27 protein-coding genes are annotated in these 25,706 nt (G+C 67.7%); 11 read left to right on the top strand and 16 right to left on the bottom strand.

The features are described from left to right. The first annotated feature begins 28 nt into the window (after positions 1 to 28). From ACZLZY_RS17825 to ftsY, 4 genes are all read left to right on the top strand, one after another. Entirely contained in the window at positions 29 to 274 is a 246-nt protein-coding gene (locus tag ACZLZY_RS17825; protein WP_472935547.1) for a BrnA antitoxin family protein, read from the top strand. 78 nt (positions 275 to 352) lie between these two features. Continuing rightward, on the top strand, positions 353 to 1,255 hold the full coding sequence (gene dapF, locus ACZLZY_RS17820; RefSeq protein ID WP_472935546.1) for a diaminopimelate epimerase: 903 nt from the start codon (positions 353 to 355) through the stop codon (positions 1,253 to 1,255). Between the two features lie 16 nt (positions 1,256 to 1,271). Continuing rightward, entirely contained in the window at positions 1,272 to 2,528 is a 1,257-nt protein-coding gene (gene mtaB / locus ACZLZY_RS17815) for a tRNA (N(6)-L-threonylcarbamoyladenosine(37)-C(2))-methylthiotransferase MtaB (protein WP_472935545.1), read from the top strand. Between the two features lie 102 nt (positions 2,529 to 2,630). Beyond that, entirely contained in the window at positions 2,631 to 4,421 is a 1,791-nt protein-coding gene (ftsY, locus tag ACZLZY_RS17810; protein WP_472935544.1) for a signal recognition particle-docking protein FtsY, read from the top strand. A gap of 9 nt (positions 4,422 to 4,430) precedes the next feature. Here ftsY and ACZLZY_RS17805 read toward each other — a convergent pair whose 3' ends face one another. Together ACZLZY_RS17805 and ACZLZY_RS17800 are read right to left on the bottom strand one after the other, a co-directional pair. Then, positions 4,431 to 4,769 (bottom strand): addiction module antidote protein, encoded by a 339-nt coding sequence (locus ACZLZY_RS17805; RefSeq protein ID WP_472935543.1) that lies wholly within the window; start codon positions 4,767 to 4,769, stop codon positions 4,431 to 4,433. A gap of 4 nt (positions 4,770 to 4,773) precedes the next feature. After that, positions 4,774 to 5,067 carry a type II toxin-antitoxin system RelE/ParE family toxin gene (locus ACZLZY_RS17800; RefSeq protein ID WP_472935607.1) on the bottom strand — a complete coding sequence of 98 codons (294 nt, stop codon included), beginning with the start codon at positions 5,065 to 5,067 and terminating at the stop codon, positions 4,774 to 4,776. A gap of 219 nt (positions 5,068 to 5,286) precedes the next feature. On the opposite strand from ACZLZY_RS17800, the gene ACZLZY_RS17795 reads away from it, so the two are divergent. Then, positions 5,287 to 5,952, top strand: a complete 666-nt coding sequence (locus ACZLZY_RS17795) for a septation protein A (protein WP_472935542.1) — start codon at positions 5,287 to 5,289, stop codon at positions 5,950 to 5,952. A 123-nt stretch (positions 5,953 to 6,075) separates the two neighbouring features. Then, positions 6,076 to 6,891 carry a tellurite resistance TerB family protein gene (locus tag ACZLZY_RS17790; RefSeq protein WP_472935541.1) on the top strand — a complete coding sequence of 272 codons (816 nt, stop codon included), beginning with the start codon at positions 6,076 to 6,078 and terminating at the stop codon, positions 6,889 to 6,891. Positions 6,892 to 6,945: 54 nt separating this feature from the next. Here ACZLZY_RS17790 and ACZLZY_RS17785 read toward each other — a convergent pair whose 3' ends face one another. The 8 genes from ACZLZY_RS17785 to ccmA all read right to left on the bottom strand — a co-directional run bounded on the left by ACZLZY_RS17785 (position 6,946) and on the right by ccmA (position 11,188). Beyond that, positions 6,946 to 7,509 carry an NUDIX hydrolase gene (locus ACZLZY_RS17785; protein WP_472935540.1) on the bottom strand — a complete coding sequence of 188 codons (564 nt, stop codon included), beginning with the start codon at positions 7,507 to 7,509 and terminating at the stop codon, positions 6,946 to 6,948. A 4-nt stretch (positions 7,510 to 7,513) separates the two neighbouring features. Next, positions 7,514 to 7,807, bottom strand: coding sequence for a type II toxin-antitoxin system RelE/ParE family toxin (locus tag ACZLZY_RS17780; RefSeq protein WP_472935539.1), 294 nt, complete (start codon positions 7,805 to 7,807; stop codon positions 7,514 to 7,516). Then, the gene (locus ACZLZY_RS17775) at positions 7,804 to 8,055 is read right to left on the bottom strand and encodes a type II toxin-antitoxin system ParD family antitoxin (RefSeq protein ID WP_472935538.1); all 252 of its coding nucleotides are present in this window, start codon (positions 8,053 to 8,055) and stop codon (positions 7,804 to 7,806) included. Before ACZLZY_RS17775 ends, ACZLZY_RS17780 begins: the two co-directional genes overlap by 4 nt. Before the next feature lie 66 nt (positions 8,056 to 8,121). After that, positions 8,122 to 8,736: a DsbE family thiol:disulfide interchange protein gene (locus tag ACZLZY_RS17770; protein WP_472935537.1), complete on the bottom strand. Its 615-nt coding sequence runs from the start codon at positions 8,734 to 8,736 to the stop codon at positions 8,122 to 8,124. Continuing rightward, positions 8,733 to 8,903, bottom strand: a complete 171-nt coding sequence (gene ccmD / locus ACZLZY_RS17765) for a heme exporter protein CcmD (RefSeq protein ID WP_472935536.1) — start codon at positions 8,901 to 8,903, stop codon at positions 8,733 to 8,735. Before ccmD ends, ACZLZY_RS17770 begins: the two co-directional genes overlap by 4 nt. Before the next feature lie 12 nt (positions 8,904 to 8,915). Next, the gene (locus ACZLZY_RS17760) at positions 8,916 to 9,671 is read right to left on the bottom strand and encodes a heme ABC transporter permease (RefSeq protein WP_472935535.1); all 756 of its coding nucleotides are present in this window, start codon (positions 9,669 to 9,671) and stop codon (positions 8,916 to 8,918) included. A gap of 183 nt (positions 9,672 to 9,854) precedes the next feature. After that, entirely contained in the window at positions 9,855 to 10,514 is a 660-nt protein-coding gene (gene ccmB, locus ACZLZY_RS17755; RefSeq protein ID WP_472935534.1) for a heme exporter protein CcmB, read from the bottom strand. Further along, a complete protein-coding gene (ccmA, locus tag ACZLZY_RS17750) occupies positions 10,511 to 11,188 on the bottom strand; it encodes a heme ABC exporter ATP-binding protein CcmA (RefSeq protein WP_472935533.1) in 678 nt (225 codons plus the stop codon). The genes ccmB and ccmA overlap by 4 nt, the downstream gene beginning before the upstream one ends. 426 nt (positions 11,189 to 11,614) lie before the next feature. Between ccmA and acnA the strand changes: the two genes are divergently transcribed. From acnA to ACZLZY_RS17735, 3 genes are all read left to right on the top strand, one after another. Next, positions 11,615 to 14,365, top strand: coding sequence for an aconitate hydratase AcnA (gene acnA, locus ACZLZY_RS17745; RefSeq protein WP_472935532.1), 2,751 nt, complete (start codon positions 11,615 to 11,617; stop codon positions 14,363 to 14,365). Between the two features lie 382 nt (positions 14,366 to 14,747). Beyond that, on the top strand, positions 14,748 to 15,512 hold the full coding sequence (locus ACZLZY_RS17740) for a DUF1223 domain-containing protein (RefSeq protein WP_472935531.1): 765 nt from the start codon (positions 14,748 to 14,750) through the stop codon (positions 15,510 to 15,512). Positions 15,513 to 15,855: 343 nt separating this feature from the next. Next, a complete protein-coding gene (locus ACZLZY_RS17735; protein WP_472935606.1) occupies positions 15,856 to 16,179 on the top strand; it encodes a DUF2794 domain-containing protein in 324 nt (107 codons plus the stop codon). 48 nt (positions 16,180 to 16,227) lie between these two features. Here the strand turns inward: ACZLZY_RS17735 and ACZLZY_RS17730 are convergent, their stop codons facing one another. The 5 genes from ACZLZY_RS17730 to ACZLZY_RS17710 all read right to left on the bottom strand — a co-directional run bounded on the left by ACZLZY_RS17730 (position 16,228) and on the right by ACZLZY_RS17710 (position 23,355). After that, a complete protein-coding gene (locus tag ACZLZY_RS17730) occupies positions 16,228 to 16,800 on the bottom strand; it encodes a GNAT family N-acetyltransferase (protein WP_472935530.1) in 573 nt (190 codons plus the stop codon). Between the two features lie 108 nt (positions 16,801 to 16,908). Continuing rightward, positions 16,909 to 17,673 carry a Bax inhibitor-1/YccA family protein gene (locus ACZLZY_RS17725; protein ID WP_472935529.1) on the bottom strand — a complete coding sequence of 255 codons (765 nt, stop codon included), beginning with the start codon at positions 17,671 to 17,673 and terminating at the stop codon, positions 16,909 to 16,911. 251 nt (positions 17,674 to 17,924) lie between these two features. Next, positions 17,925 to 19,847 (bottom strand): methyl-accepting chemotaxis protein, encoded by a 1,923-nt coding sequence (locus tag ACZLZY_RS17720; protein ID WP_472935528.1) that lies wholly within the window; start codon positions 19,845 to 19,847, stop codon positions 17,925 to 17,927. A 176-nt stretch (positions 19,848 to 20,023) separates the two neighbouring features. Next, complete coding sequence (locus tag ACZLZY_RS17715; RefSeq protein WP_472935527.1) at positions 20,024 to 22,615, bottom strand: ABC transporter permease; 2,592 nt, start codon at positions 22,613 to 22,615, stop codon at positions 20,024 to 20,026. Continuing rightward, positions 22,612 to 23,355, bottom strand: coding sequence for an ABC transporter ATP-binding protein (locus tag ACZLZY_RS17710; protein WP_472935526.1), 744 nt, complete (start codon positions 23,353 to 23,355; stop codon positions 22,612 to 22,614). Before ACZLZY_RS17710 ends, ACZLZY_RS17715 begins: the two co-directional genes overlap by 4 nt. 81 nt (positions 23,356 to 23,436) lie before the next feature. Here ACZLZY_RS17710 and ACZLZY_RS17705 point away from each other — a divergent pair, with 81 nt between their 5' ends. After that, positions 23,437 to 24,096, top strand: a complete 660-nt coding sequence (locus ACZLZY_RS17705) for an arylesterase (RefSeq protein ID WP_472935525.1) — start codon at positions 23,437 to 23,439, stop codon at positions 24,094 to 24,096. A 32-nt stretch (positions 24,097 to 24,128) separates the two neighbouring features. Here the strand turns inward: ACZLZY_RS17705 and ACZLZY_RS17700 are convergent, their stop codons facing one another. Then, positions 24,129 to 24,794: a GNAT family N-acetyltransferase gene (locus ACZLZY_RS17700; RefSeq protein ID WP_472935524.1), complete on the bottom strand. Its 666-nt coding sequence runs from the start codon at positions 24,792 to 24,794 to the stop codon at positions 24,129 to 24,131. A gap of 190 nt (positions 24,795 to 24,984) precedes the next feature. On the opposite strand from ACZLZY_RS17700, the gene thpR reads away from it, so the two are divergent. Then, positions 24,985 to 25,578, top strand: coding sequence for an RNA 2',3'-cyclic phosphodiesterase (gene thpR / locus ACZLZY_RS17695; protein WP_472935523.1), 594 nt, complete (start codon positions 24,985 to 24,987; stop codon positions 25,576 to 25,578). Positions 25,579 to 25,706: the final 128 nt, after the last annotated feature.

Below are 25,706 nucleotides of genomic sequence, written 5' to 3'. Positions count from 1 at the left end.
TGATGCCGAGGAGGCGAGAATCTAGGAGATGATCGCCGGCGATCCGGACGCGCCGGAAGCGACGGACGAGGAGTTGGCCGGCGCGAGGCCGTTTGCCGAAATCTTTCCCGATCTGATGCAAAGCATCGCTCGGAACCGGGGGCGTCCGGCGATCGCCAAGCCACGTCAACAGATCTCGCTGCGCCTCGAGCCGGACGTCATCGCCAAGTTCAAGGTAACGGGCAAAGGCTGGCAGTCCAGGATCAACGAGATCCTCAAGAAGGCTGAAATCTGATCTCCGAGACCGACGGGCACAAGGCCGGCCAGCGCCGGTCGTCTGGTAATCGGCCGCCGTTTCCGCCATATAGCCGGCATGACAGACGCCTCTGATCCCGGGACCTCGGTCCCCTTCGCGCGCATGAACGGGCTCGGCAACGAGATCCTGGTCGCCGACCTGCGTGGGCGCAGTGCACGGATCGTGCCGGCGGCCGCGATCGCGCTGGCGGGCCGGGCGGAGACAAAGTTCGACCAGATCATGGCGATCCACGATCCCGTCACCGACGGCACCGATGCCCTCGTGCGGATCATCAATGCCGACGGCTCGGAAGCCGGCGCCTGCGGCAACGGCATGCGCTGCGTGGTGCAGGCGATGGCGGCCGAGCTCGGGAAGCCGACATTCACCTTCGAGACCAAGGCCGGCATCCTGTTTGCGGAAGAACATGCCGACGGGCAGATCTCCGTCGACATGGGCACGCCGAAATTCGGCTGGCATGACATTCCGCTCGCGGAGGAGTTTCATGATACCCGCGCGATCGAGTTGCAGATCGGACCGATCGACGCGCCGATCCTGCACTCGCCCTCCGTCGCGTCGATGGGCAATCCGCATGCGATCTTCTGGGTAACCGATGACGTCTGGTCCTATGCGCTCGACCGTTTCGGGCCGATCCTCGAGAACCATCCGATCTTTCCCGAACGTGCCAACATCTCGATCGCCGAGGTCACCGCCCCTGATGCGATGACCATCCGCACCTGGGAGCGCGGCGTCGGGCTGACCCGCGCCTGTGGCTCGGCCGCGTGCGCCGCCGCAGTTTCCAGCGCCCGTACCGGCCGGACGGGGCGCCGGGTCACCGTCACGGTCCCGGGCGGCGATCTGCTGATCGACTGGCGCGACGACGACCGCGTGGTGATGACCGGGCCCGCAGAGTGGGAATGGTGCGGCCGCCTCGACCCTGCGACCGGCGCCTTCGCGCGCGACGCCGAGACCGTTCCGGCGTGAGCCTTGGCGGGCGGTCATGAGCGTCGAGGTCCACTCCTTCGGCTGCCGGCTCAACACCTATGAGGGCGAGGTCATGCGCCGCGAGGCGGTGGCTGCCGGCGCGACAGACACCATTCTGATGAACACCTGCGCCGTCACGTCCGAGGCGGTGCGGCAGGCGAAAAAGGCGATCCGCAAGATCCGCCGCGAGCGGCCGGAAGCGCGCATCGTCGTCACCGGCTGCGCGGCGCAAACCGATCCGGCAGGTTTCGCCGGGATGGCCGAGGTCGACGCCGTCCTCGGCAATGCCGAGAAGCTGCAGCGCACGAGCTATGCCGCCCTCCCCGATTTCGGCGTGTCGGCGTCGGAGAAGATCCGCGTCAACGACATCATGAGCGTGACGGAGACCGCCGGCCATATGGTCGATGCGATCGAGGGCCGGGCGCGGGCGATCGTCGAGGTGCAGAACGGCTGCGACCACCGCTGCACCTTCTGCATCATCCCCTTCGGCCGCGGCAATTCGCGCTCGGTACCGATGGGCGCGGTGGTCGACCAGGTCCGGCGGCTGGTCGATGCCGGCACGAACGAAGTGGTGCTGTCGGGCGTCGACCTCACCAGCTATGGCGCCGACCTGCCGGGCGCGCCGCGGCTCGGAACGCTCGTCGCCGCCCTCCTGAAGCGGGTGCCGGATCTCGCGCGGCTGCGGCTGTCGTCGATCGACAGCGTCGAGGCGGACCCGGAACTCGTCGAGGCGATCGGCAGCGAGACCCGGCTGATGCCGCATCTCCATCTCTCGCTGCAGGCGGGCGACGACATGATTTTGAAGCGGATGAAGCGCCGGCACACCCGCGCCGACGCCATCGGCTTCTGCACGGATATTCGCGCGAGCCGGCCGGACATCGTCTTCGGCGCCGACATCATCGCCGGCTTCCCGACCGAGACCGAGGCGATGTTCGAGAACTCGCTGGCGCTGGTGGCCGAGTGCGGACTGACCTATCTCCACATCTTCCCGTTCTCGCCGCGCGAGGGCACGCCCGCCGCGCGCATGCCGCAGCTGCCGCAGACGGTGGTCGCCGAGCGCGCTGCGCGGCTTCGAGCCTTGGGAACGGCCGCGCTCAACACGCACCTCGACGCCAAGGTCGGGCAGAACGGCAGCGTTCTGGTGGAGCGCGGGAACAGGGGGCGGCTGCCGGACTTCACCCCCTGCAGCCTCGACTTCGGCACCCCCGGCGAGATCGTCGCAGCCAAATTCATGGCGCATGACGGTGTTCGCCTGACGGCGCTGCCGGCCTGAAGGGCTGCCAAGCCGGCCGGCATGCTGTAGTGCGTTCGGCACAGCAGCGGTGACATCGACCGCCAGCGCGCCCCCGGGCGCAGGATGGGACTTCGAGACGATATGCTAGAGAAAAAAGGCTTCTTCCGGCGCGTCTTCTCCTTCGGCAGCGAGGCCGATCGGGCGGGGGCGGCCGCCGCCCCGGCGCCGGTCCCCGCCGCCGAGGAAGCATCGGGCCGTCTGCCGGACGGGCTGGCGCCGACGGAGGCTGTCCCGACCACGGCTCTTGAACCGGCAAGCGAGGGTGACACGCCGCGGTCCGCCTCGGACATGCTGCCGGCGGCAGCGCAGGCCGCAACGCCGGCGCCTGAACTGACACCTGAGCCAGCCTCCGAGACCGCTGCAAGCCGCGCGCCGAACGAGATCGCCGAGCCCGTGCCGGCCGCGGCGCCCATTTCGGCCGCCGAGGCGGACGAGGCCGTCGTTCTCCCGGCGGACGAGCCGGAATGGCTGTCGGCCGATGCGCCGGAGCCGGAAGCGGATTTTTCCTGGCTCGATGCCGACGCGCCCCTGGTCGATCCCGATGCGAGCGCCCCTGAAGCCGGGACGGATGTCGCCGCCGCCGCCCCCGCGGTCTTGGATGTCGACGGCCGAGCGACGGCGGAGGACATTCCCGCCGCCAGCACCCTCGCCGGCGAGTCCGCCCTTGGCACGGCACCGGAGACCGCGAGCGAGATCGCCGGGGATCTAATGGCAGCCCAACCGGCACCGTCTTCGGATGAGGATTTCTCCTTCCTCGCGCCGGATGCGCCGCTGCCGGAAGTCGAAGAAGAGGCCGACTTTTCCTGGCTCGAGCCCGATGCTCCCCTGCCGGATGCGCCCGAGGACACCCTGCCGGCCGCCATCGGCACCGGGGCGGCCCGCGCGGTGGCACCGGACGCCGGCTTCCGCCTGCGCGAGGCGGCGGCCCCCGCGCCCGTCGCGCCAGCCGTCCGCGTTCCCTGGTTCGAGAAGCTGCGCGAGGGCCTTGCGCGCTCGTCGAGCCAGCTGTCCGGCTCGATTACCGCGCTCTTCACCAAGCGCCGGCTCGACGAGGAGACGCTGCAGGATTTCGAGGACGTGCTGATCCAGGCCGATCTCGGCGTCGAGACGGCACTGCGCATCACTGATCGTCTTTCAGAGGGGCGCTTCGGCAAGGAGATTTCGGGCGACGAGGTTCGCTCGATTCTCGCCGACGAGGTCGAGGCGACGCTGCGCCCGGTCGCCGTGCCGCTGGAGCTCGACCTTGAGAAGAAGCCGCATGTGATCCTGGTGGTCGGCGTCAACGGCACCGGCAAGACGACGACCATCGGCAAGCTCGCCGCCAAGCTGACGCGCGGTGGCCTGAAGGTCACGCTCTGCGCCGGCGACACGTTCCGCGCGGCCGCGGTGGAACAGTTGAAGATCTGGGGCGAGCGCACCGGCTCGACCGTCATCGCCAAGGCGATCGGCGCGGACGCTGCGGGCCTCGCCTTCGAGGCCTATGATGCGGCGGTAGAGAACGGCTCGGACGTCCTCATCATCGACACCGCCGGCCGCCTTCAGAACCGCACCGAGCTGATGGCAGAGCTCGAGAAGATCGTCCGCGTCCTGCAGCGGCGCGAGCCGGACGCGCCGCACACCGTGCTGCAGACGCTCGACGCCACCACTGGCCAGAACGCCCTGAACCAAGTCGAGATCTTCCGCAATGTCGCGGGCGTCAACGGGCTGGTGATGACCAAGCTCGACGGCACCGCCCGCGGCGGCATCCTCGTCGCCATTGCGGCGAAGTTCAAACTGCCGGTCTACTTCATCGGCGTCGGCGAGGGGATCGACGACCTCGAGCCGTTCAAGGCGCGGGATTTCGCGACGGCGATCGCGGGGCGGACCGCCTGACGAGGGGCGTCAACGCGTGCCAAAGTCTTCCTCAACGGGACCCGATGCGTCGCTGGTCTTAGCCGACAAGGTCATTCCAAGTGACCGGATCACCTTCAGGATGGTCTGGAAAGCGGGATTGCCGTCCTTGCCGAGGGACGCATAGAGGCTCTGGCGGTTGATATCGCAGTCGTCGGCGACCTGCGCCATGCCCCGCGCCCGGGCGATGGCGCTCAAGGCTGCCCGGATCTCGCCGGCATCGCCGTCTTCCATGACCATGGACAGGTACTCGGCCTGCGCTTCCGGCGTAGCCAGATAATCGGCAGCGTCCCATTTCGGCAGGTCGTCCACCCGGATCTTGTCTGCCATGGCGTTACTCCTCGATGTCCCGTGCCAGCAGTCTGGCGCGCAGGATGTCCTGCTGCTGCGTGCTCTTGTCACCACCGCACAGCAGGATGATGAGAATGCTTCCCCGCCGTGCGAAGTACAGGCGGTAGCCAGGACCGTGATCGATCCGCACCTCCATCAGGCCGTCACCGACGGCTTTCACGTCGCCGAGAAGCCCTTGTTCAAGACGCGCGATCCGGCGGGTGATCCTCAGCACGGCGGTACTGTCGCGGAGCCTCGATATCCAGCGATCGAACTCTGCAAGCCGCCTGACTTCCATTGCCATTTGTCGCGCAGACACGACATGGGGTCAAGCACACCGCGCCTTGCTTCAAAGTTGGGTTGGAAGTTCGAAATACCCGTGCGCCGTCTTCGTTCGAAGGCAAGACAAGACCGACGCAGACTGGCATGAGACATCCGAGAAACGCGACACGGAGGGGGCAGAAGCCTCACATCCGTCGTCTTCCGGCTCTAGCGGCAGGACAAAGAGGAATTTTCCATGGCCGACCATCTGATCGAGGGCTCCCCGAACGCGCCGGAGGAGAAGCAGATCAATCCGCTGCTGAAGTTCGCGCTCGAGCTCGGGCCGCTGGTGGTGTTCTTCTTCGCCAATTCGCGCGGCGAGTGGCTGGCCGGGCACTTTCCGGCGCTGGCCGAGCTCGGCGGGCCGCTGTTCATCGCCACCGCTCTGTTCATGGCCGCCACGATCATCGCGCTGTCGGTGTCCTGGGCGCTGACGCGCACGCTGCCGATCATGCCGCTGGTGTCCGGCTTCTTCGTCGTGGTGTTCGGCGGACTGACGCTCTGGCTGCAGAACGAGACCTTCATCAAGATGAAGCCGACCATCGTCAACACGCTGTTTGCGGTGATCCTGCTCGGCGGCCTTCTCTTCGGCCGTCCATTGCTCGGCTACGTCTTCAACCAGGCGTTCAAGCTCGACGATGCCGGCTGGCGCAAGCTGACACTGCGCTGGGGCATCTTCTTCCTGGCGATGGCTGTCATCAACGAAGTGGTCTGGCGCAATTTCTCGACGGACTTCTGGGCCGGTTTCAAGGTCTGGGCGACCATGCCGATCACCATGGCCTTCATGCTGTTCCAGATCCCGCTGCTGCAGCGGCATGCGACCGAGCCGCTCGTCAAGGAATACGTCAAACCGAAGAAATGACCGACGAGACCGGCGATCCGGTGACCGCGTCGTTTTGGCGCAGGAAGCCGGGTCCCGACCATTGCGAAGCGGCGGAGGCGTCCCGATATCGGATCCAACCGCCCCTCATCGCAAGGATTCTCGATGTTCGACGTGCAGAAGCTTCTCGGCCAGTTCCTCGGCACCCCCGGCGCGCAAGGTCAAGATGGCAACCAGGACAGCCGGCAGAGCCAGGGCGGTCCGCTCTCAGGCGTCGGCGGCCTGCTGGGCGGCGGCGGCGGCTCCGGCGGCGGCTCCCTCCAGGATACGATCGGCGGGCTGATCCGCACCCATGGCGCCTCGGCGCTGTCGGGGGGCCTTGCTGGCGGCCTTGCCTCGCAGCTGTTCCGCGGCAAGGGAGTCGCCAAGATGGGCGGCACCGCGCTGAAGCTCGGCGGCGCCGCCGTCGTCGCGGGCCTCGCTTACAAGGCTTACCAGACCTATCAGGCCAACAATGCCCGCCCGGCCCTGCCCGGCGCCTCGCCGCTGCCGCAGCTCGCGGCGCCAACGGCCGCCGGCGAACTGCCCACGCCCTCCGGCACCGCCTTCCTTCCCGAAGGCCAGGAGGATGCCCGCGCGCGGCTGATGCTCTCGGCGATGATCGCGGCCTCGAAGGCCGATGGCTACATCGATGCCGGCGAGCAGGAGGCGATCTTCGGGCGGATCGACGATCTCGGCCTCGACGCGGAGGAGAAGGGCTTCGTCATGGACGAGATGCGCAAGCCCCTCTCGATCGACGATCTCGTCGCCGGCGCGACGACGCCGGAAGCGGCTATCGAGGTCTACACCGCCTCGCTGCTCGCCATCGATCCCGATCATCCGGCGGAAAAAGCCTATCTCGACCAGCTGGCCACCAAGTTGAACCTGCCGGCAGAGCTCACGGCGCAGGTTCGCCAGACGACGGAAGAAGCCGTCGCCTGACGGCTGACGCTCGGCGCTTTGCATCGAGCTGGATGCAAGGCGCCAGAGGGTCGCCTAGAACTCGCCGGTTGGCAGCAGCCTGCCGTCCGGCATGCGGTCTCCGGTCGCGTCGTCGGGATTGCCAAAAGGCACCGGCGACGCGCCCTCCTCGGCCGCGATGTCGTGGCGCAGCGCCCAGTGCACCGAGGGGAAAGCGAGATCGTCCCACGGGATGTCGTCCGGCTCGAACAGCGCCACTTCGAGGCTTTCAACGCCGGCGGCAATTCCGGGCGTCTCCAGCGTCGCGCGATAGATCAGCTGGACTTGGCTGATGCGCGGCACCGAATAGACCGCCAGCAGCCGCTCGATCCGCAGTTGCGCTGTCGCCTCCTCGAAGGCCTCTCGGCGTGCGCCATCCTCCGGCGTCTCGTTCAGCTCCATGTAGCCGGCTGGGATGGTCCAGAACCCCTCTCGCGGCGCGATCGCCCGGCGGCAGAGGAGGATCTTGCCCTCGTGCCTGACGACCGAGCCGACGACGATCTTCGGGTTCTCGTAGGCGGTGAAGCCACAATGGTCGCAGATCTTTCGCGGCTGGTTGTCGCCGTCGGGGATGCGGGTGGTGAAGGCGGGGTCAAGCATGCGGCTACAGATGGTCCTCGAAATTCATGGCGTCGTGAAGAATGCGGACGACGATCAGTCCGCCATCCGGTCCTCGGCGAAAGAACGCTCGGTGCGCCCGCACACGGTGTGAGAAGAGACCCGGCTGCGTTGCCGACTCGTTCCGTGAACCGGGATAGCCGTCGGAGATCAGAGAGCAGATCTGCGAAATATGGGTGACGTAGACATCGGCCTGCGCTCGGCCGAAATGGCGTCGCGTGAAACGGTGGATGTCCTGGAGATCGGCACGCGCTTCGGGCAGGAACTGGACCGGGCTCACGGCGCGTCCTTCGTCTCCAGTTCCATCTCCGCCAGAAACTCATCGAGATCGAAGGGCACCGCCGGGCCGCTGGCCTCGCCCTTGGCAATCTCTTGGCGGAGCCAATCCAGCTTCGCTTCCTCCCGCTCCAGAAGACGGAGCGCCGCAACGAGAACGTCGCGTGCATTCTCGTAGCGGCCGGATTCGGTTTGCCGGTCGATGAAGCTTTCGAAATGGGCGCCCAGCCCGATCGCCTGCATGTCTCCCATGGAAGTCTCCTTCGCCAATCATCGCCAGAATAGCAAAGATGGATGGCAGAGACACCGGACAATCGCTCAGCCGGCAGCGCCCTTGCCGCCCGCCGCCAGCGCCTTCTCCAGCGCCGGGTAGAGCTTGCCCGACACGTCCTCCGGGCTGAACGGGCCCGTCTGCTTCCAGAGGATCTTGCCATCGGCCGAGACCAGGAAGGTTTCGGGCACGCCGTAGACGCCCCAGTTGATGCCGGTGCGGCCGGAGACGTCGGTGCCGATGGCGGCGTAGGGATTGCCGAGGCCGCCGAGGAAGCGGCGGGCGTTGTCGGGCTGGTCCTTGTAGTTGATGCCGACCAGCCGGAAGCGCTTGTCCTTGGCGAGCTCCATCAGCAGCGGATGCTCCTGCCGGCACGGCCCGCACCAGGAGGCGAAGATGTTGACGAGCATCGGCCGCCCGTCACTGTTGGCGATATTGAGGCCGGGCACCGGTGCGCCGTCGGCGAGCGTCATGCCGTCGAGCGGCGGCAGGTCGGTCGGAGGCGCGGATGACCCGATCAGTGCTGAGGGAATCTCCTGCGGATCATGGCCGGAAACCAGCTGGAACAGGAACAGGCCGGCAAGGCCCGTGAACAGGAGGAACGGCAGGAGGACGAGGAGCGAGGGACGCCGGCGGCGGGCGGATAGCGCGTCGCCGCTCATGCCGAAGGCCCACGCGACGAACGGCGGCGCAGCCCGCTCGCCTCCAGCGCCGCGATCTCCGCGCGGCGGGCGCGGGCGTCGAGGAACACCCAGGTGGCGAGGCCGATCAGCGCCACGGCGGAAATGCCGTAAGCCGAGGCGATGAAGCCGAAATAGTCGTTCTGCATGATGAGATCCGTTCAGGCGTCGGCGGCGCGCAGCGACAGTTTCGTCAGCGCGCGGACGCGGCGGCGCAGGATTTCCGTGCGCATCGCCGTGAGGTGGAGCGCGAAGAACAGCAGCGTGAAGCCGATGGCGGAGACCAGCAGCGGCCAGAGGAAGACCGCCGGCATCGACGGCCCGCCCGCGCGCATGACGCTCGCCGGCTGGTGCAGCGTGTTCCACCAGTCGACCGAGAACTTGATGATGGGGATGTTGACGAAGCCGACCAGCACAAGGATTGCCGCCGCGCGCGCCGAGCGGCCGGGATCGTCCAGCGCCCGCGTCAGCGCGATCAGCCCGAGATACATCAGGAACAGGATGAAGACCGAGGTCAGCCGGGCATCCCACACCCACCAGGTGCCCCACATCGGCCGGCCCCAGATCGAGCCGGTGATCAGCGCCAGCGCGGTAAACACGGCGCCGATCGGCGCTGCCGCCTTCACCGCGACGTCGGCCAGCGGATGGCGCCAGACCAGCGTGCCGAGCGCTGAGACCGACATCACCGTCCAGGCCATCATCGAGAGCCAGGCGAAGGGCACGTGGATGAACATGATCTTCACCGTCGCGCCTTGCTGGTAGTCGTCGGGCGCGGTGAGGCCGAGATAGAGCCCGGCCGCGAGCGCCGCCACCGTCAGGCCATACAGCCAAGGCTGCACCGCCCCGGACAAAGCCAGGAAACGCGTCGGATTGGCAAGGAGGGCGAAGCGGCCGGGGGTCGCGGAGAGGTCGGTCATGCCGTTACTTTAGAAGCAGTGCAAATGCCGCGCAAATAGACATTTGGGTGAACGCGCGGGGATCTGGCCTGTGCCGGGAGACCACGGACCCGGTGGCTCGCCCCGGCGGCGCCGGCTGCCACGGTAGCCCTGTCGCCGCAGTGACGCGAGTCGATCGCCGCTGCTCCCCTCGCCACAGTAAGGTCAGTCGCCCCCGTGCTTCAGCGCTGCGGCTGCCGCGATCGGGCCGAGCACGGCGAAGAACAGCGTCAGGGCGCCCAAAATCATCAGCGGCGGCAGGAAGGGATCGGGCTCGTAGACGGCGGCATAGCTCGCCGAGACGCCGAAAATCAGCACCGGGATCGCCAGCGGCAGCACCAGCACTGAGACGAGAAGCCCCCCGCGCGGCAAGGCGACCGCGACCGCCGCGCCGACGGCGCCGATCAGCGTGATCGCGGGGGTGCCGACGAGGAGGGTCAGCATCACCGCGCCCATGGCGAGCGGCTCCTGCGCCAGGAACAGACCGAGCACCGGCGTCGCCAGCACCAGCGGCAGGCCGCTCGCCGCCCAGTGCGCCAGGCATTTGGCCAGAACCACCAGCGGCAGCGGCGTGTCGCCCATGACGAGGAGGTCGAGCGTGCCGTCCTCGCGATCGGCCTGGAACAGCCGGTCGAGCGTCAGAAGCGCCGAGAGCAGCGCGCCGATCCAGAGGATCGCCGGGCCGATGCGCGCAAGGAGATTGAGGTCGGGACCGATGCCGAAGGGCACCGTGGCGATGACGGCGAGGAAAAAGATGATGCCGGTCGTCGCGCCGCCGCCGCCGGCGAAGGCAAGCCGCAAATCGTGGCGGAAGACGGCGATCACAGCCAGCCCTCGGCGGCGGCAAGGTCGGCCGGGCTGAGGACGGAACCGGCGGGCAGCGGGACCCTCGGCGAAAGGTGCAGTTCGCGCATGCCCGCACCGAGCGGCTGGTGTGTCGCGGCGATCGCCATGCCGCCACCGGCCACATGGGCGGCGAGGAGCTCGGCGAACAGTTGTTGCGAGCCCGCATCGAGCGCCGCCGTCGGCTCGTCGAGAATCCACAGCGGCCGGCGGACGGCGAGGAGGCGCGCCAGCGAGGCCCGCCGCTGCTGGCCGGCGGAAAGGTAGCCGAAGGGGAGACCCGAGACGTCGGGCAAGCCGACTGCGGCGAGCGCTGCCGGGATCGACAGCGTGGGGCCGCCGAGAAAACGCTGCCAGAAGCGGAGGTTGGCGCCGACTGACAGCGTCGGCTTCATCGCGTTGCGGTGGCCGAGGAAATGCGCGACCTCGCCGGTGCGCCGGGCCGCCTCCCCGTCGGAGGTCGCCATCCCCTCGACCGTCAGCGTGCCGCCGGCGAGCGGCAAGAGGCCGGCGAGCGTGCGCAGGAGCGTCGACTTGCCGGCCCCGTTCGCTCCGGTCACCAGCAGCGCCTCTCCGGCGGCGAGGGTGAAATCGAGCGGCCCGACGATCACCGTGCCGCCGCGCGCGGCCGAAAGGGTTGTGGCGACAAGCCTCACGAAACCCTGGCCTCGATCAGCGGGGCGACGCAGCGGTTCGGACGGAAGCGATCTCCGGCGCGGGCGGCCGCGAAACGGTGGGGGTCGTGCGACATCGAAGGGAAGCGGCCAGCGATCATGCCCGATGCTTTGCCGCAATCGCGCCGGGGCGTCCAGCATGGCGCGGGGCTTTCGCCATCGGCCGGGCCTTGCGGATAATCGCCCATTCCGCGGTGCAACGCCCTTTATAGCCGTTACAAACTTGCCTATAAGGGCCGCAACCACACCAGCGACCGGGGTGGAACGTTAGCGCCGAAGAGAGAATCCCCATCTGGCACCGGTGGGTTTCGGGGCGGACATGCGGAAATGGTCGTACCCGCACCTTCAGGCGCATCTTTGGCGCGAGCAGGCGTTCGCCTTTCGGACAATCATCCAGTTCGGGAAGGAATGACGCCCGTGTCGCACCCAGACAGCTTCAAATGCCGCAAGACGCTTCACGTCGACGGCAAGCCCTACATCTACTTCGATCTGCAGGAAGCAGAGCGCAACGGCCTCACCGGCGCCTCGCGCCTGCCGTTCTCGATGAAGGTCATCCTCGAAAACCTCCTGCGCAACGAAGACGGCCGCACCGTCAAGGCCGATGACATCCGCGCCTGCGCCAACTGGGTCGACGACCGCGGCAAGGCCGGGCACGAGATCGCCTACCGCCCGGCCCGCGTGCTGATGCAGGACTTCACCGGCGTGCCCGCCGTGGTCGACCTCGCGGCCATGCGCGATGCCACCCGCCAGCTCGGCGCCGACCCCAAGAAGGTCAACCCGCTGGTGCCGGTCGATCTCGTCATCGACCACTCCGTGATGGTCGACTTCTTCGGCCAGGCCGACTCGTTCAAGAAGAACGTCGACGTCGAATACGACCGCAACGGCGAGCGCTACACCTTCCTGCGCTGGGGCTCGGAAGCCTTCCAGAACTTCCGCGTCGTGCCGCCCGGCACCGGCATCTGCCATCAGGTGAACCTCGAATATCTCGCGCAGACCGTCTGGATCAAGGAAGAGAACGGCGAGACCATCGCCTATCCCGACACCCTCGTCGGCACCGATTCGCACACCACCATGGTCAACGGCCTCTCGGTCCTCGGTTGGGGCGTCGGCGGCATCGAGGCGGAAGCGGCCATGCTCGGCCAGCCCGTCTCCATGCTGATCCCGGAGGTCATCGGCTTCCGCGTCGAGGGCAAGCTGCCGGAAGGCACCACGGCGACCGACCTCGTGCTCACCGTCACGCAGATGCTGCGCAAGAAGGGCGTCGTCGGCAAGTTCGTCGAGTTCTTCGGCCCAGGCCTTTCGAACCTCACCCTGGAAGACCAGGCGACGATCGCCAACATGGCACCGGAATACGGCGCCACCTGCGGCTTCTTCCCGGTCGACAAGGACACCATCGGCTATCTCGAGGCGACCGGCCGCGACAAGCACCGCATCGCGCTGGTCGAGGCCTATTCGCGCGCCCAGGGCATGTACCGCGACGAGACCAGCACCGACCCGGTCTTCACCGACTTCCTCGAGCTCGACCTTTCCACCGTCGTGCCCTCGCTCGCCGGCCCGAAGCGCCCGCAGGACCGCGTCGCGCTGACCGAGGCCGCGTCGTCTTTCAAGACCGCGCTCGTCGAACTGCAGGGCGACAAGAAGAAGACCTCGGCCGACGAGGCCCGCTTCGTCTCCGAGGGGGCCACCGGCGCCTTCGACAGCCCGGCCGTCTCCCGCTACGACGTCGAGGGCGCGACGCACGGCATCGCCGACGGCGACGTGGTGATCGCGGCGATCACCTCCTGCACCAACACGTCCAACCCGAACGTCTTGGTCGCCGCCGGCCTCGTCGCCCGCAAGGCGCACGCCAAGGGCCTGAAGGTGAAGCCCTGGGTGAAGACCTCGCTCGCGCCCGGCTCCCAGGTCGTCACCGAATATCTTGAGAAGGCCGACCTGCAGAAGGACCTCGACGCGATGGGGTTCAACCTCGTCGGCTATGGCTGCACGACCTGCATCGGCAATTCCGGCCCGCTGCCGGAGGCGATCTCCGAGGCGATCACCCAGAACGACCTCGTCGCCTGCTCGGTCCTCTCGGGCAACCGCAACTTCGAGGGCCGGGTCAATCCGGACGTGCGCGCCAACTACCTGGCCTCGCCGCCGCTGGTCGTCGCCTACGCCATCGCCGGCTCGATGTTCGTCGACATCACGACGGAGTCGCTCGGCAAGGATCATGACGGCAACGACGTCTTCCTGAAGGACATCTGGCCGACGACGCAGGAGATCGCCGAGATCGTCCGCGCCACCGTCACCCGCGACATGTTCGAGACCCGCTATGCCGACGTCTTCAAGGGCGACGAGCACTGGCAGAAGATCGCCGTCTCCGGCGGCCTGACCTACGACTGGGACGACCGCTCGACCTACGTCCAGAACCCGCCCTACTTCGAGGGCATGACCATGGAGCCGGTGCCCGTCACCGACATCCACGACGCCCGCATCCTCTCGCTCTTCCTCGACTCGATCACCACCGACCACATTTCCCCGGCCGGCTCGATCAAGGCGAACGGCCCGGCCGGCGACTATCTCGTCAGCCACCAGGTCCGCCCGGTCGACTTCAACTCCTACGGCGCCCGCCGCGGCAACCACCAGGTGATGATGCGCGGCACCTTCGCCAACATCCGCATCAAGAACCAGATGGTGCCGGGCATCGAAGGCGGCATGACCAAGCACGAGCCCTCGGGCGAGGTCATGGCGATGTACGACGCCGCCATGAAGTACAAGGAAGAGGGCGTTCCGCTGATCGTCTTCGCCGGCAAGGAATACGGCACCGGCTCGTCGCGCGACTGGGCGGCCAAGGGCACCAACCTTCTCGGCGTGCGCGCCGTCATCGCGCAGTCCTTCGAGCGCATCCACCGCTCGAACCTTGTCGGCATGGGCATCGCGCCCTTCGTCTTCGAGGAAGGCACGTCCTGGCAGACGCTGGGGCTGACCGGCGACGAGAAGATCACCATCGAAGGCCTGACCACGGTCAAGCCGCGCCAGAAGATGGAGGCGGTGATCACCCGCGCCGACGGCAGCACCGAGCGGGTCACGCTGCTCTGCCGCATCGATACGCTGGACGAGCTCGAATACTTCAACAATGGCGGCATCCTGCAGTACGTGCTGCGCCGCCTCGCCGCCTGAACCGCCGCGAAGGCCTGATGGCCTGAACAGTGACGCCGCCGGAGAGATCCGGCGGCGTTTTGCATCGGCGGAAAGCCGCCCGGTGCCTCATTTCCTTTCGGACATCCCGGCACCGTCACCTTTTCCGCCATCGTTTTGCCCGGGCGGGAGAGCATCTCTTCCCCGGCTCATCACGGAATGGCCGAGGAGCCGGACCAATCTTTCACTGCCAATTGACTGGTGGATCGGCCTTGGCCACCCTAGGGTGCAGCCGAACATCCAGACGGCGCGAGCTGTTTCCCGCGCCTCTTCGCGGCGGATCATCGCCAGCGCGACGGACACTCCGTCGGACCATCGGCCAAGCGGAGCAGACGAGCGTCTTGTCGCGAAAAGGTAGAACCACATGACCGGCCGGGCGATCGCCTTTGCCGCCCTGATCGGCTTCGGCATGCTGGCCGCCGCTCCCGCGATCGGCCAGGACATGTCCGCCGACAGCCGCTCCGTGCGGGGCGTGGTCGAGCTCTTCACCAGCCAGGGCTGCGCCTCCTGCCCGCCGGCCGAAGAAATCCTCAGCAAGCTTGCGGCCGATCCCGGCATCATCGCCCTCGCCTACCACGTCGACTACTGGGACTATATGGGCTGGACCGATCCCCACGGGTCGCGCACCAACACCGAGCGGCAGCGCGCCTACGCGAAAGCGTTCAACGCCGGCACGATCTATACGCCGCAGGCGATCGTCAACGGTCGCCGCGACGTCGTCGGCTCGCGCGCCGCGGAGATTGACAAGGCGGTGAGCGAAACGGCGCTGACCGACGGCAAGGCCTCGGTCTCGCTGGTGCTGCAAGGCGACCGGCTCCATATCACCGCGGACGGCCCCCTGACCGTTCCTGGCGGCAAGACCCCGGTCTTGATGCTGATCACCTATAACCGGGCGACGCGGACGGTGGTCGACACCGGCGAGAACAAGGGCATGACCCTCGTCAACTCGCATGCGGTGCGGGACTGGCGCATCCTCGGCATGCTCGACGGCAAGCCGCTGGCGGTGGACATCCCCGTCTCCATGCTGAAGCCGGAGGACGGCGAAAACGGCTATGCCGCGGTGCTTCAGGCGCTGGGCGACAAGGGCGGACCCGGCCCGATCCTCGCCGCAGCGGCGCTGGAATTTTAGCGGAACGCGCATCCGAAAGGATGCAGGAATAGCTGTCTGCCCTCTTGAGGCCTCAGCGTCTTTCCCTAACCGGGTCAGCGCCACCTCTTGGCAGGATGCGCGGGTATCCGCCGCTCATCCCCGGCCATGCTAGAGGCGCATCGAGAAGCAGCCGAGACCTTGCTCCGGCGCACGCAGCGCGTCCCGGGCTTGAAAATCTTTTGCCGGGTTCGATGTTTCATGCGACCATCCGGGGACTGAAAGGGGATGCTCTAGCATCCTGGTCGGCCCGGCAAGGTCGATCATCGGAAAGGGATCTGATTTGGCTGACGCCGCTTCGAACAGCGAGAGCACCGCGACGCTCATCGACTTCAACGCCGCCCGTAGCCCCGCCCCGATCGTATCCTTCGACCGTCGCGAGCTCTCCGAGATCCTCAACGTCTACGGCCGCATGGTCGCCGCCGGCGAGTGGCGCGACTATGCCATCGACATGCTGAAGGACCGCGCGGTGTTCTCGATCTTCCGCCGCACCAGCGAGATGCCGCTGTTCCGGATCGAAAAGAACCCGAAGCTCGCCCGCCGCCAGGGCGCGTTCAGTGTGGTCGCCGCCGGCGGCCTGGTGATGAAGCGCGGCCACGAGCTCGGAACCGTGCTGAAGGTCTTCGACAAGGCGCTGAAGCTGGTCTGAGACGCTCGCCGCCGGGTTATCCCGGAGCGACAGGCCGCTCCGCCGCCGTCAGCTGCCGGCCGGGGTGTAGAGGCTGCCGGGATAGGCCGCCTCGTCGGGCAGGCTCCTGGCGCCCTCGCCAAGCTGCAGCTGCATCAGCACGGTGTCGATCCACTTGCCGAACTTGAAGCCCGACGCCTGGAAGATGCCGATGGTGCGAAAGCCCGCGCGCTCGTGCAGCCGGATCGAGGCGACATGCTCCGAACCGCCGATCACCGCGACCATCTGGCGGAAATCCTTGGCGGTGCATTCCTCGATCAATCGCAGCAGCAGCGAGCGGCCAACGCCGTGGCCGTGCACCTCGGGCGCGATGTAGATCGCGTCCTCTACCGACCAGCGATAGGCTGGCCGCGTCCGGAACGGACCGGCATAGGCGTAGCCGACGACCCGGCCCGCGCCGTTGGCGGCGACGAGATAGGGGTAGCCTTGCGCCTTCAGGCTGTCGAAGCGCGCCAACATCTCGGCCTCGGTCGGCGGATCCAGCTCATAGGACGCCGTACCGTTCAGCACCGCGTGCGCGTAGATCTCCGTCAGGCGTGGGACGTCGGCTCGAACAGCCTCCCGCAGGGCATGGGCACTCATCGGCGATCCTTGATCTGGCATCTGTCAGGCGGTCATTTGGCAAGAACCCGGCCAAAAGAAAAGGGCGACCCGAGGGTCGCCCTTTCTTGATGTCAATTCGAATGCGGCTTAGCGGCGGTCGCCGAACAGCTGCAGCAGGAACATGAACATGTTGAGGAAGTCGAGGTAGAGACGCAGCGCGCCCATGATCGCCTTGCGGCCCATTACGGCGGTGCCGTCGCCCTCGTAGTACATTTCCTTGATCTGCTGCGTGTCGTAGGCGGTGAGGCCGGCGAAGACCAGCACGCCAATCGCCGAGATGGCGAAGGACAGCGCGCTCGACGCCAGGAAGATGTTCACCACCGAAGCGATCAGGATGCCGATGACGCCCATGAACAGGAACGAGCCCCAGGCCGAGATGTCCCGCTTGGTCGTGTAGCCGAACAGCGACAGCGCGCCGAAGGAAGCGGCGGTCACGAAGAACACCTGGACGATGGATTCCTGCGTGTAGACCATGAAGATCGTCGCGAGCGACAGGCCGACGAGACCGGCATAGGCCCAGAACGTCATCTGCGCGGCCGGTACGCTCATCTTGTCCACCCGGAACGAGAGGAACATCACGAGGCCGAGCGGCGCGAACATCAGCACCCACTTCAGCGGCGAGCCGAATACGGCCTGACCGAGCGGCGTCAGCGCTGTGATGTCGCCGGCGCCGTTGGTGACCACCGAGAGCGAAAACATCGCGTAGGCGGCGACACCGGTGATGGCGAGACCCAGCGCCATCAGGTTGTAAACCTTCAGCATGTAGGTCCGCAGGCCCTGGTCGATGGTGACATCGACCCTCGAACCGGCGGTGGGGACGCTGCGCGCGCCCTGATTCCAGTTGTCAGCCATGGAAAACTCCTTTTCTGCGTGTCCCGTCGGGTGTCGGCCCGGCCCATGCAAAGGGAGGCCGAGGCGCCGCTGGCGGGACCGCCCAGCTTGCCTTCCAACAATATGCGGCCTTGACCCCGCCCGCACAAGGCCAGCCGCGGTGGCAAGGCCCGCTAAACCGGCGGGAAGCGGGTTAAATCTCCGTTAGCCGCGGTCCGGCGCAAAGCCTCTGGTCGAGGCAACGGGTAAAGCTGCCGCCGAGAACCTTGCGGTCAGAACTCTTCCCAGCTGTCGGCGGCGTTCTGCGGCTCGGCGCGTTGCGGTGCGGTCTGGCGCAGCTGCACGACGGGCGCGCTCGGCCTTGCGGTGCGCACCGGGCTGGAAGGCGCAGCCTTCGGCCTTGCAGAGGCGACCGAGAGCTTGAAGCGGCCGATCAGCGCCGCCAGATCCTCGGTCTCGTGCGATAGGCTCTGGGCGGCCGCGGTGGTCTGCTCGACCATGGCGGCGTTCTGCTGGGTGACCTTGTCCATCTGGTCCGCTGCCACCGAGACCTCGCGCAGGCTGGTCGCCTGATGGCGGGCACTGCTGGCGATCTGGCCGACGACGCTCGACATGGCGGCCACCTGGGTGACGATCTCCTCCAGCGAATGGCCGGAGGCCGTGACCAGCTCGACGCCCTCGCCCACCTGCCGGCTCGACGTCGAGATGAGGTTCTTGATCTCCTTGGCGGCCTCGGCAGAGCGCTGGGCGAGCCCACGCACTTCCTGCGCGACGACCGCAAAGCCCCTGCCCGCCTCGCCCGCCCGCGCCGCCTCGACGCCGGCGTTCAAGGCGAGGAGATTGGTCTGGAAGGCGATCTCGTCGATGACGCCGATGATCTTGCCGATCTTGTCGGAGGAGTCGGAGATCTCCTGCATGGCCGCCACCGCCTGCCCGACAATGCTGCCACCCTTTTCGGCATTCTGCTGCGCATCGGCGGCGCCGACCTGCGCCTTGGCGGCGCCTTCCGCCGTCTGGTTCACGCCGCGCGTCACCTCGGTGAGTGCCGCCACCGTCTCCTCAAGACTGGCCGCCTGCTGCTCGGTACGGTGGGAGAGATCGTTCGAGGCAACGGTGATCTCGCCAAGACCGGTCCGGATCGCGTCGATCGACTGCACGACCGCCGCCATCGCCTGCTCCAGCGAAGCCACACTGTCGTTGAACAGCGAGCGGATGCCCTCGTAATCGGGCGAGAACGGGTGGTTTAGCCGCGCCAGGAGATCACCCGCGGCGAGACGCTCGAAGCCGGTCTGCACCTCGCGCATGAAAAACTCATGCGCCCGCACATAGCCCTCTGCCTCCTCGGCGGACTGAACCGCCCGCTGCTCGTCCGACTGGCGGGTCTGTTCCGCCGCCGCCTCCAGCCGCTCGTGCTCGAGGGACACCTGCTTCAGCTTGTCGAAGGCGCCGGCCATCTGGCCGACCTCGTCCTTGCGGCCGAGCGCGGGCACCTCGATGCTGCTGTCGCCATCGGCCAGCCGCTGCATGGCGTCGCGCATGGCGATGACCGGGCGACCGATGCCGCGCGAGAGCATCACGGCCAGAGCTGCTGCTGCCGCGATCAGCAGGCCCATGCCAGCGAACAGTGTGGTCTGTGCCGTCGAGAAGGCGGCGAGTTGCGCGGCTGTCTCTTCCGCGATCGACGCGCGCTTCTGTTCCTTCAGGCCGTCGAGCGCCTCCTCGACAGGGTCGATATAGCCCGACGCCGCGTCCGAGCCGAGCAGCGCCACGGCCTGCGGATAGGTCGCCGGCTTGGCGGCGAGGGCGATGGCCGGCTCGGCGATGTTGGCGTGCCAGGCCGCGAGATCGGAGTTGATCTTGGCGACCGTGGCGGTCAGCTCCGGCGTGATGCCGGGCGATGCCGTCATGTCCGCCAGGTATTTCTCGAAGGTCGCCCGGTGCTTCTTCAGCCGGTCGGCATAATAAGTGTCGCGGGTGACGAGGAAGCCGCGCAGCGAGTTCTCCTGCCGAGTCAGGGCGCCCCGCGCCTCGAGCGTCGTCGCGATGACGGTATTGTCGAATTCAGCGCGCGTGCGTGCGGCCTCAATGCTTTGCATGTTCGAGCGCATCGCGGCGCCCATCGCCGCAGAACCGAGGATCATCACGGCGAAGGCGACGCCGATCTTCTTGGCGATGGACAGATTGGCAAAACGCATCAAAAACTCGACCTCCCAGGCTTCAGGGAAGAAGGTCTTGCTTCGACCGCACCCCCGCCTCTTGAAAAGACAAGGTTAGAGTAGCCGGCTAAAAATTCCCTTAAGTCGGACAGCAAAGGATAGGAACTGCTACCCCAAACTTACCAACGCCCTTTACTTCGCCAAGCTTACGGATGTCAGAGAGTCCGAAGTACCGGCGCCGCCTTCTGCCCCAGCACCCGCCACGTGCCCGCAAGACCGAAACCGACGGTCAGGACCAGCGAGGCAATGAGCGTCGTCAACGCGACCGTCCAGTCGAAGGTGAACGGCAGCTTCATGATCGAGGACACCACGAACCAGGCAGCCAGGGCGCCGGCACCGATCGCAAACGCTGCGGTCGCAAGGCCGAGCAGCAGGTACTCGGTGGTGAAGGCGCCGATCAGCACCCGGCGCGTCGCCCCCAGCATCTTCAGGACCACCGCATCGTGGATGCGGTTGCGGTTGCCGGCGGCGAGCGCCCCCGACAGGACCAGCACCGAGGCGACGAGAGCGACGGCGGCAGCCGCCCGGATCGCCAGCGCCAGCTGGGCGATCAGCCCGTTGATGGTGTCGAGCGCCTCCTTCACCCGGACGGTGGTCACCGCCGGATAGGCATTGGTGATGCCGTTCATCACCGCCGCCTCGGTCGCCGGTGTGGCGCGGGGGATCGACAGCGTCGCCAGCCAGGCATGCGGCGCGCCGGCGAAGGTGTTGGGGGAGAACACCATGACGAAGTTGATCGACAGCGATTCCCACTCGACGGTGCGGAAGTTCGCGATCTTCACGGTGACGTCGCGGCCGAGGACGTTGACCGTCATTTCCTCGCCGATCTTCAGGCCGAGCTCGCCGGCCTCCTCGGCCGAGAACGAGACCAGCGGCACGCCGCTATAGTCGGCCGGCCACCATTCGCCGGCCGTGAGGTTGGAGTTTTCCGGCTTGGTCGCGGCATAGGTGACGCCGCGGTCGCCGCGCAGCACCCAGCCGCCCTCGGCCGGGATCTCCATCTTGGCGACCTCCTGCCCGTTGATCCGGGTGATCCGGCCGCGCAGCATGGGTGCGGCGTCGAGCTTCGCGCCCGGCGCCAGCTTCTCGATCTCGGCCCGGAACGGCGCGATCTCGGCATTCTGGATGTCGACGAAGAAGAAGTTCGGCGCCCGGTCGGCAAGGCCCGTCGAAATCTCCCGGCGCAGGCCGGTATCGATGATCGCGAGCGTCACCAGCAGCGTCAGGCCGAGGCCGAGCGACAGCACCACCGAGGGCGTCAGCGCGCCCGGCCGGTGGATGTTGCCGATGGCGAGCCGCAGCGGCGTCGAGCGCACGCGCGGCGCCCGCCGGGCCAGCGCCTGAATCGCCCAGGCGACCGCCCGCAGGATGAGGAAGGCGACGGCCGTGGCAACGAGGAAGATCGCCGCCACCTTGCGGTCGCTCGCCATCAGCAGCGCCAGCGCCGCGATGACGACGGCAAGGCCGATCGCGCCGCCGAGATAGGCCCAGCGCATGCGCACGCCCGAGACGGCCGTGGCGTCGCGGAACAGCGCCGTTGCCGGCACGTCGCGGGTGCGGCCGAGCGGCAGGAGGGCGAAGGCGAGCGCGGTGAGGAGGCCGAACACCGCCGCCAGCGCCAGCGCGCCAGGATACACCGAGGCATTGGCGGCGACCGGCAGCACGCTTTCAAGGAAACGCGCGGTGACGAAGGGCGCGATGGCGCCGAGCACCATGCCGCAGACGACGCCGACCACGGCCAGCAGCATGATCTGAATGAGATAGATGGTGACGACGAAGCTGCCGCCGGCGCCGAGGCTCTTGAAGGTCGCGATCACCGCCCGCTTGGAATCGAGATAGGCGTTCACCGCATTGGCGACGCCGACGCCGCCGACGATCAGCGCCGTCAGCCCGACCAGCGTCAGGAACTGCGAGAACCGCTCGATGTTGCGCTGGAGCGAGGGCGCGGCGCGGTCCGAGGTGCGGATGCTCCAGCCGGCCGAAGGAAACCGATCGTTCGCGGCCGCCGACGCGGTCTTGGCGTTCCCGCTCGACAGCTTCACCTTGTAGGCGTTCTCGATCAGGCTGCCGGGCTGGATCAGGCCGGTCGCGGCAAGGCCGGCTTCCGACAGCATCAGCCGCGGTGCAAAATTGAAGCCGTCGGACAGAAGGTCCGGCTCGCGGGCAATGGTGCCGCGGATCTCCACCTCGGCGGTGCCGAGCTTCAGAACGGCGCCGGGCTGGATCTTCAGCCGTTCCAGGAGCTCGGGTGCGGCCAACGCGCCGAGGCGACCGTCGCGCGGCGCGAGGAGGTCGGCGATCGGCGCGGCGGGGACGGTCTCCAGCGTGCCGTAGAGCGGATAGGCGGCGTCGATCGCCTTGACCTCGACCAGCGACTGGTCGCTGCCGTCGGCAAGCCGCGCCATCGAGCGCATCGAGGTCGCCTTCGACACCGCGCCGAGGCCCTCGATAAAGGCGCGCTCGTCGCCGGAGGGCTCGCGCTGGACGAAGGTAAAGCGCATGTCGCCGCCGAGGATGGAGCGGCCTTCGCGCTCGATGCCCGAGGTCATCATTGACGACACCGAATTCACCGCCGCGATCGAGGCGACGCCGAGGGTGATGCAGCCGAGGAAGATGTAGAAGCCGGACAGCCCGCCGCGCATCTCGCGCAGCGCAAAACGCCAGGCCAGCTTCAGCCGCGCGCGGCGGGCGCCCGGCGCGACGCTGCGGGCCGCCGCCGGCGCCGCGGCCGCATCGACCGCCGTCATCGCAGCGGCACCCCGGTGGAGCCATGCGATGGCGCGGGCGGATTTCCGGCCGGGAGTTCTGCTACCGCCGGCGCCTCGATGTTGCCGCTGCGCACCGCGACCTCACGGCCGCAGCGGGCGGCGAGGCGCTTGTCGTGGGTGACGAGCACCAGCGTCATCTGCCGCCGCGCCTGCTCGGCAAACAGCAGGTCGGCGATGGCGACACCCGTCGTCTCGTCGAGATTGCCGGTCGGCTCGTCGGCGATGAGGATCGCCGGCTCCGGCGCCAGCGCCCGTGCCATCGCCACGCGCTGCTGCTCGCCGCCGGACAGCTCGCCCGGATAATGCGTGACGCGATCCTTCAGCCCGACATTGGCAAGTTCGCGCGCCGCCCGCTCGAAGGCGTCAGGATGCCCGGCGAGCTCCAGCGGAACCGCGACGTTTTCGAGCGCCGTCATGTTCGGAATGAGGTGGAAGGACTGGAAGACGATTCCGATGTTGCGGCCACGGAAGGTCGCGAGCTGATCCTCGGAAAGAGTGCCCAGCGCCTGCCCGGCGATCTCGACGAGGCCGCTATCGGCCCGCTCAAGGCCCGCCAGCACCATCAAGAGCGTCGACTTTCCGGAACCGGACGGGCCGACGATGCCGACGGATTCGCCCCGCGCGACGTTGAGGTCGATGCCCTTCAGGACGTGCACCGAGGTGCGGCCGGTGCCCAGCGTCAGATGAACGTTCTGTAATCGGATCGCCGGTTCTGTCACGCGGATCTGTTCCTATATCTCTGGAGAGGACGTCGAGAGGCCGCGGCACCGGGGCCGAACGTTTCGCAATATGGGACCGCCATGCCACGCTTCCAACCGCTCGCCCTGATCCTGACGGCATTGTCATTGGCGTTGAGCCCAGCCGCCGCCGTGGCGCAGACCGCGCCGAAGGCGGCGACCGAGGTCGTCGCCTTCGGCGACAGCCTCTCGGCGGGCTTCGGCGTCGGGCCGGGCGAGTCCTTTCCGGAGCAGCTGCAGGCGGCGCTTGTCGCCAAGGGCTATGCCGTCACCGTCGCCAATGCAGGCGTCTCCGGCGACACCACCACGGGCGGCCTTGCCCGTCTCGACTGGTCGGTGCCGGACACGGCCAAGCTCGTGATCCTCGAGCTCGGCGCGAACGACGCGCTGCGCGGCATCGCGCCGGCGATTTCCGAGCGCAACCTCGACGCCATGCTGAAGCGGCTGAAGGAGCGCCGGATCCCCGTGCTGCTCGCTGGCATGATCGCCCCGCCGAACATGGGACCGGACTATGCTGCCGCCTTCAACCCGATCTACGCCCGGCTGGCGTCGACCTACGGTGTCTCCCTCTATCCCTTCTTCCTCGACGGGTCGGCGGGCGAGGCGGCGCTGACGCAGGCCGACGGCATGCACCCGAATCCGAAAGGCGTCGCGGTCATCGTCGAGCGGATCCTGCCCGCGGTGATCAAGGAACTCGATGCGCTGGCGAAGCCGGCGGACTGACGCCGACCATGGAAGCCGGAAGCCCTCGTCGCTCAAACGCCGCCGCGCGCGAGCCGGCGGACGGACACCCCGAGGGCGCCAAAACGCTGCCGCCATTCCAGCCGCGCGACGACGAAGGCATCGCCCCTTCCCTCTTCGGCAAGGCTCCCTGCGTCGGCATAGGGCCGGCGGATATCAGCCGTGACATCGCCCTCGACGAAGGACAGTTCGGCGCCGTGGCGGCGGGCGATGCGCTGCATCCGCCGGTTCTCGCTGAGACAGGTCAGATAGAGGCGGCGGACGCCGCGGTTGCGGGCCAGCGCGATGGTGCGGCCGAACAGCGCCGCGCCGAGGCCAAAACCCTGGAAATCCGGCTCGAGGCTGAACGCGCCCTCGGCCTCCCGGCGCCCATCGTCGAGAAAGCGCAGTTCGGCCACACCCCGCATCGTGCCGCGAATGAAGCAGCCGGACACCACGGCGTCCTCGCCGAGCGCCAGCGCGGCGTAGCGCTCGAGGAAGGCGTCGTTCACCGGATTGCCGAAGCGCAGCCGGCGCGTCTCGGGGTCGAGACGCTTCAGGTGGTCCGCGATCACCGCGTGTTCGGGCGGGTGCATGCGGCGGATGGCAAAGCTTGGCGCTGTGGCACGCCGCGGCGGTGGAACGGCCGGGGCAAGGTCGTCGGTGGAGGATGGCGGCGCGGCGGGCATCGGGACATCCATGGTCTGTCGCTCCTCCCGCAAGGCGGCCTGCCGGCATCAAGGCGAACTGGCCGGTGTGGGGCGAAAGTAATTGTGCATTGCACCCGCGGCAAGCCATCGCGGGGGCGCTTCTGCCGCCGGGGTGCTTGAATCGCCGGGTTCAAGGTGAAAGGCTCGCCGCGAAGGCCAACTGATTTGCGGAGAAGTTCTCATGCCGCGTCTGTTCACCGCCATCGAGATCCCGCGCGATGCGGCCTTGGCCCTGTCCCTGCTGCGCGGCGGCATGCCGTCGGCCCGCTGGATCGACGTCGAGAACTACCACATCACCTTGCGATTCATCGGCGACGTCGATGCCCGCTTCGCCGACGAGATGGTGGCAGCCCTCGACCGCATCGAGCGTGCGCCCTTCCAGCTGGCGCTCGACGGCGTCGGCGCCTTCGGCTCCAAGAAGCCGCATTCGCTGTATGCCGGCGTCAAGGTCTCGCCGCCACTGGAGGCGCTGCAGGCCGACATCGACCGCGTCTGCCGCCGCCTCGGCATGCCGGCCGACCCGCGCCGCTTCGTGCCGCATGTGACGCTGGCCCGGCTGCGCCAGCCGAAGATCGACGACGTCGCGCATTATCTCGCTTGTCGCGGTCCTTTCGGCACCCCGCTTTTTCCGGTGAGCCGCTTCGTGCTCCTGTCTTCGCGTGACTCCGTCGGCGGCGGCCCCTATGTGCGCGAGGAGAGCTTCCCGCTGGTTGCACCCGCCGCCCACCGGCAGGGCGAGGACAGCCGGATGCGCGGCCTTGCCGAATGCCGTTGACAAAGGTCTCGCCCGAGCGCCGGACAGGCCGCTTGGCTAAAACTCGTGCATCGGCAATGCCCTAACTCTTGAGCCGTCATCTCTCAGCGCCATCTGAAGGTCAGAGGAAGCGGAGAGACGAGAGACGC

The organism is Mesocryomonas lacus (assembly GCF_055730135.2).
This window is presented reverse-complemented; position numbering and strand designations above follow the sequence as displayed.

Coding starts and splice junctions, on each gene's coding strand:
- ACZLZY_RS17705 (WP_472935525.1), top strand. CDS start 23,437: ATGCCACGCTTCCAACCGCTCGCCCTGATCCTGACGGCATTGTCATTG.
- thpR (WP_472935523.1), top strand. CDS start 24,985: ATGCCGCGTCTGTTCACCGCCATCGAGATCCCGCGCGATGCGGCCTTG.
- dapF (WP_472935546.1), top strand. CDS start 353: ATGACAGACGCCTCTGATCCCGGGACCTCGGTCCCCTTCGCGCGCATG.
- ACZLZY_RS17800 (WP_472935607.1), bottom strand. CDS start 5,067: ATGGAAGTCAGGCGGCTTGCAGAGTTCGATCGCTGGATATCGAGGCTC.
- ftsY (WP_472935544.1), top strand. CDS start 2,631: ATGCTAGAGAAAAAAGGCTTCTTCCGGCGCGTCTTCTCCTTCGGCAGC.
- ACZLZY_RS17720 (WP_472935528.1), bottom strand. CDS start 19,847: ATGCGTTTTGCCAATCTGTCCATCGCCAAGAAGATCGGCGTCGCCTTC.
- ACZLZY_RS17740 (WP_472935531.1), top strand. CDS start 14,748: ATGACCGGCCGGGCGATCGCCTTTGCCGCCCTGATCGGCTTCGGCATG.
- ACZLZY_RS17760 (WP_472935535.1), bottom strand. CDS start 9,671: ATGACCGACCTCTCCGCGACCCCCGGCCGCTTCGCCCTCCTTGCCAAT.
- ACZLZY_RS17785 (WP_472935540.1), bottom strand. CDS start 7,509: ATGCTTGACCCCGCCTTCACCACCCGCATCCCCGACGGCGACAACCAG.
- ACZLZY_RS17730 (WP_472935530.1), bottom strand. CDS start 16,800: ATGAGTGCCCATGCCCTGCGGGAGGCTGTTCGAGCCGACGTCCCACGC.
- ACZLZY_RS17775 (WP_472935538.1), bottom strand. CDS start 8,055: ATGGGAGACATGCAGGCGATCGGGCTGGGCGCCCATTTCGAAAGCTTC.
- ACZLZY_RS17805 (WP_472935543.1), bottom strand. CDS start 4,769: ATGGCAGACAAGATCCGGGTGGACGACCTGCCGAAATGGGACGCTGCC.
- ACZLZY_RS17725 (WP_472935529.1), bottom strand. CDS start 17,673: ATGGCTGACAACTGGAATCAGGGCGCGCGCAGCGTCCCCACCGCCGGT.
- ACZLZY_RS17795 (WP_472935542.1), top strand. CDS start 5,287: ATGGCCGACCATCTGATCGAGGGCTCCCCGAACGCGCCGGAGGAGAAG.
- ACZLZY_RS17825 (WP_472935547.1), top strand. CDS start 29: ATGATCGCCGGCGATCCGGACGCGCCGGAAGCGACGGACGAGGAGTTG.
- acnA (WP_472935532.1), top strand. CDS start 11,615: ATGACGCCCGTGTCGCACCCAGACAGCTTCAAATGCCGCAAGACGCTT.
- ACZLZY_RS17700 (WP_472935524.1), bottom strand. CDS start 24,794: ATGGATGTCCCGATGCCCGCCGCGCCGCCATCCTCCACCGACGACCTT.
- ACZLZY_RS17770 (WP_472935537.1), bottom strand. CDS start 8,736: ATGAGCGGCGACGCGCTATCCGCCCGCCGCCGGCGTCCCTCGCTCCTC.
- ACZLZY_RS17790 (WP_472935541.1), top strand. CDS start 6,076: ATGTTCGACGTGCAGAAGCTTCTCGGCCAGTTCCTCGGCACCCCCGGC.
- ccmD (WP_472935536.1), bottom strand. CDS start 8,903: ATGCAGAACGACTATTTCGGCTTCATCGCCTCGGCTTACGGCATTTCC.
- ACZLZY_RS17715 (WP_472935527.1), bottom strand. CDS start 22,615: ATGACGGCGGTCGATGCGGCCGCGGCGCCGGCGGCGGCCCGCAGCGTC.
- mtaB (WP_472935545.1), top strand. CDS start 1,272: ATGAGCGTCGAGGTCCACTCCTTCGGCTGCCGGCTCAACACCTATGAG.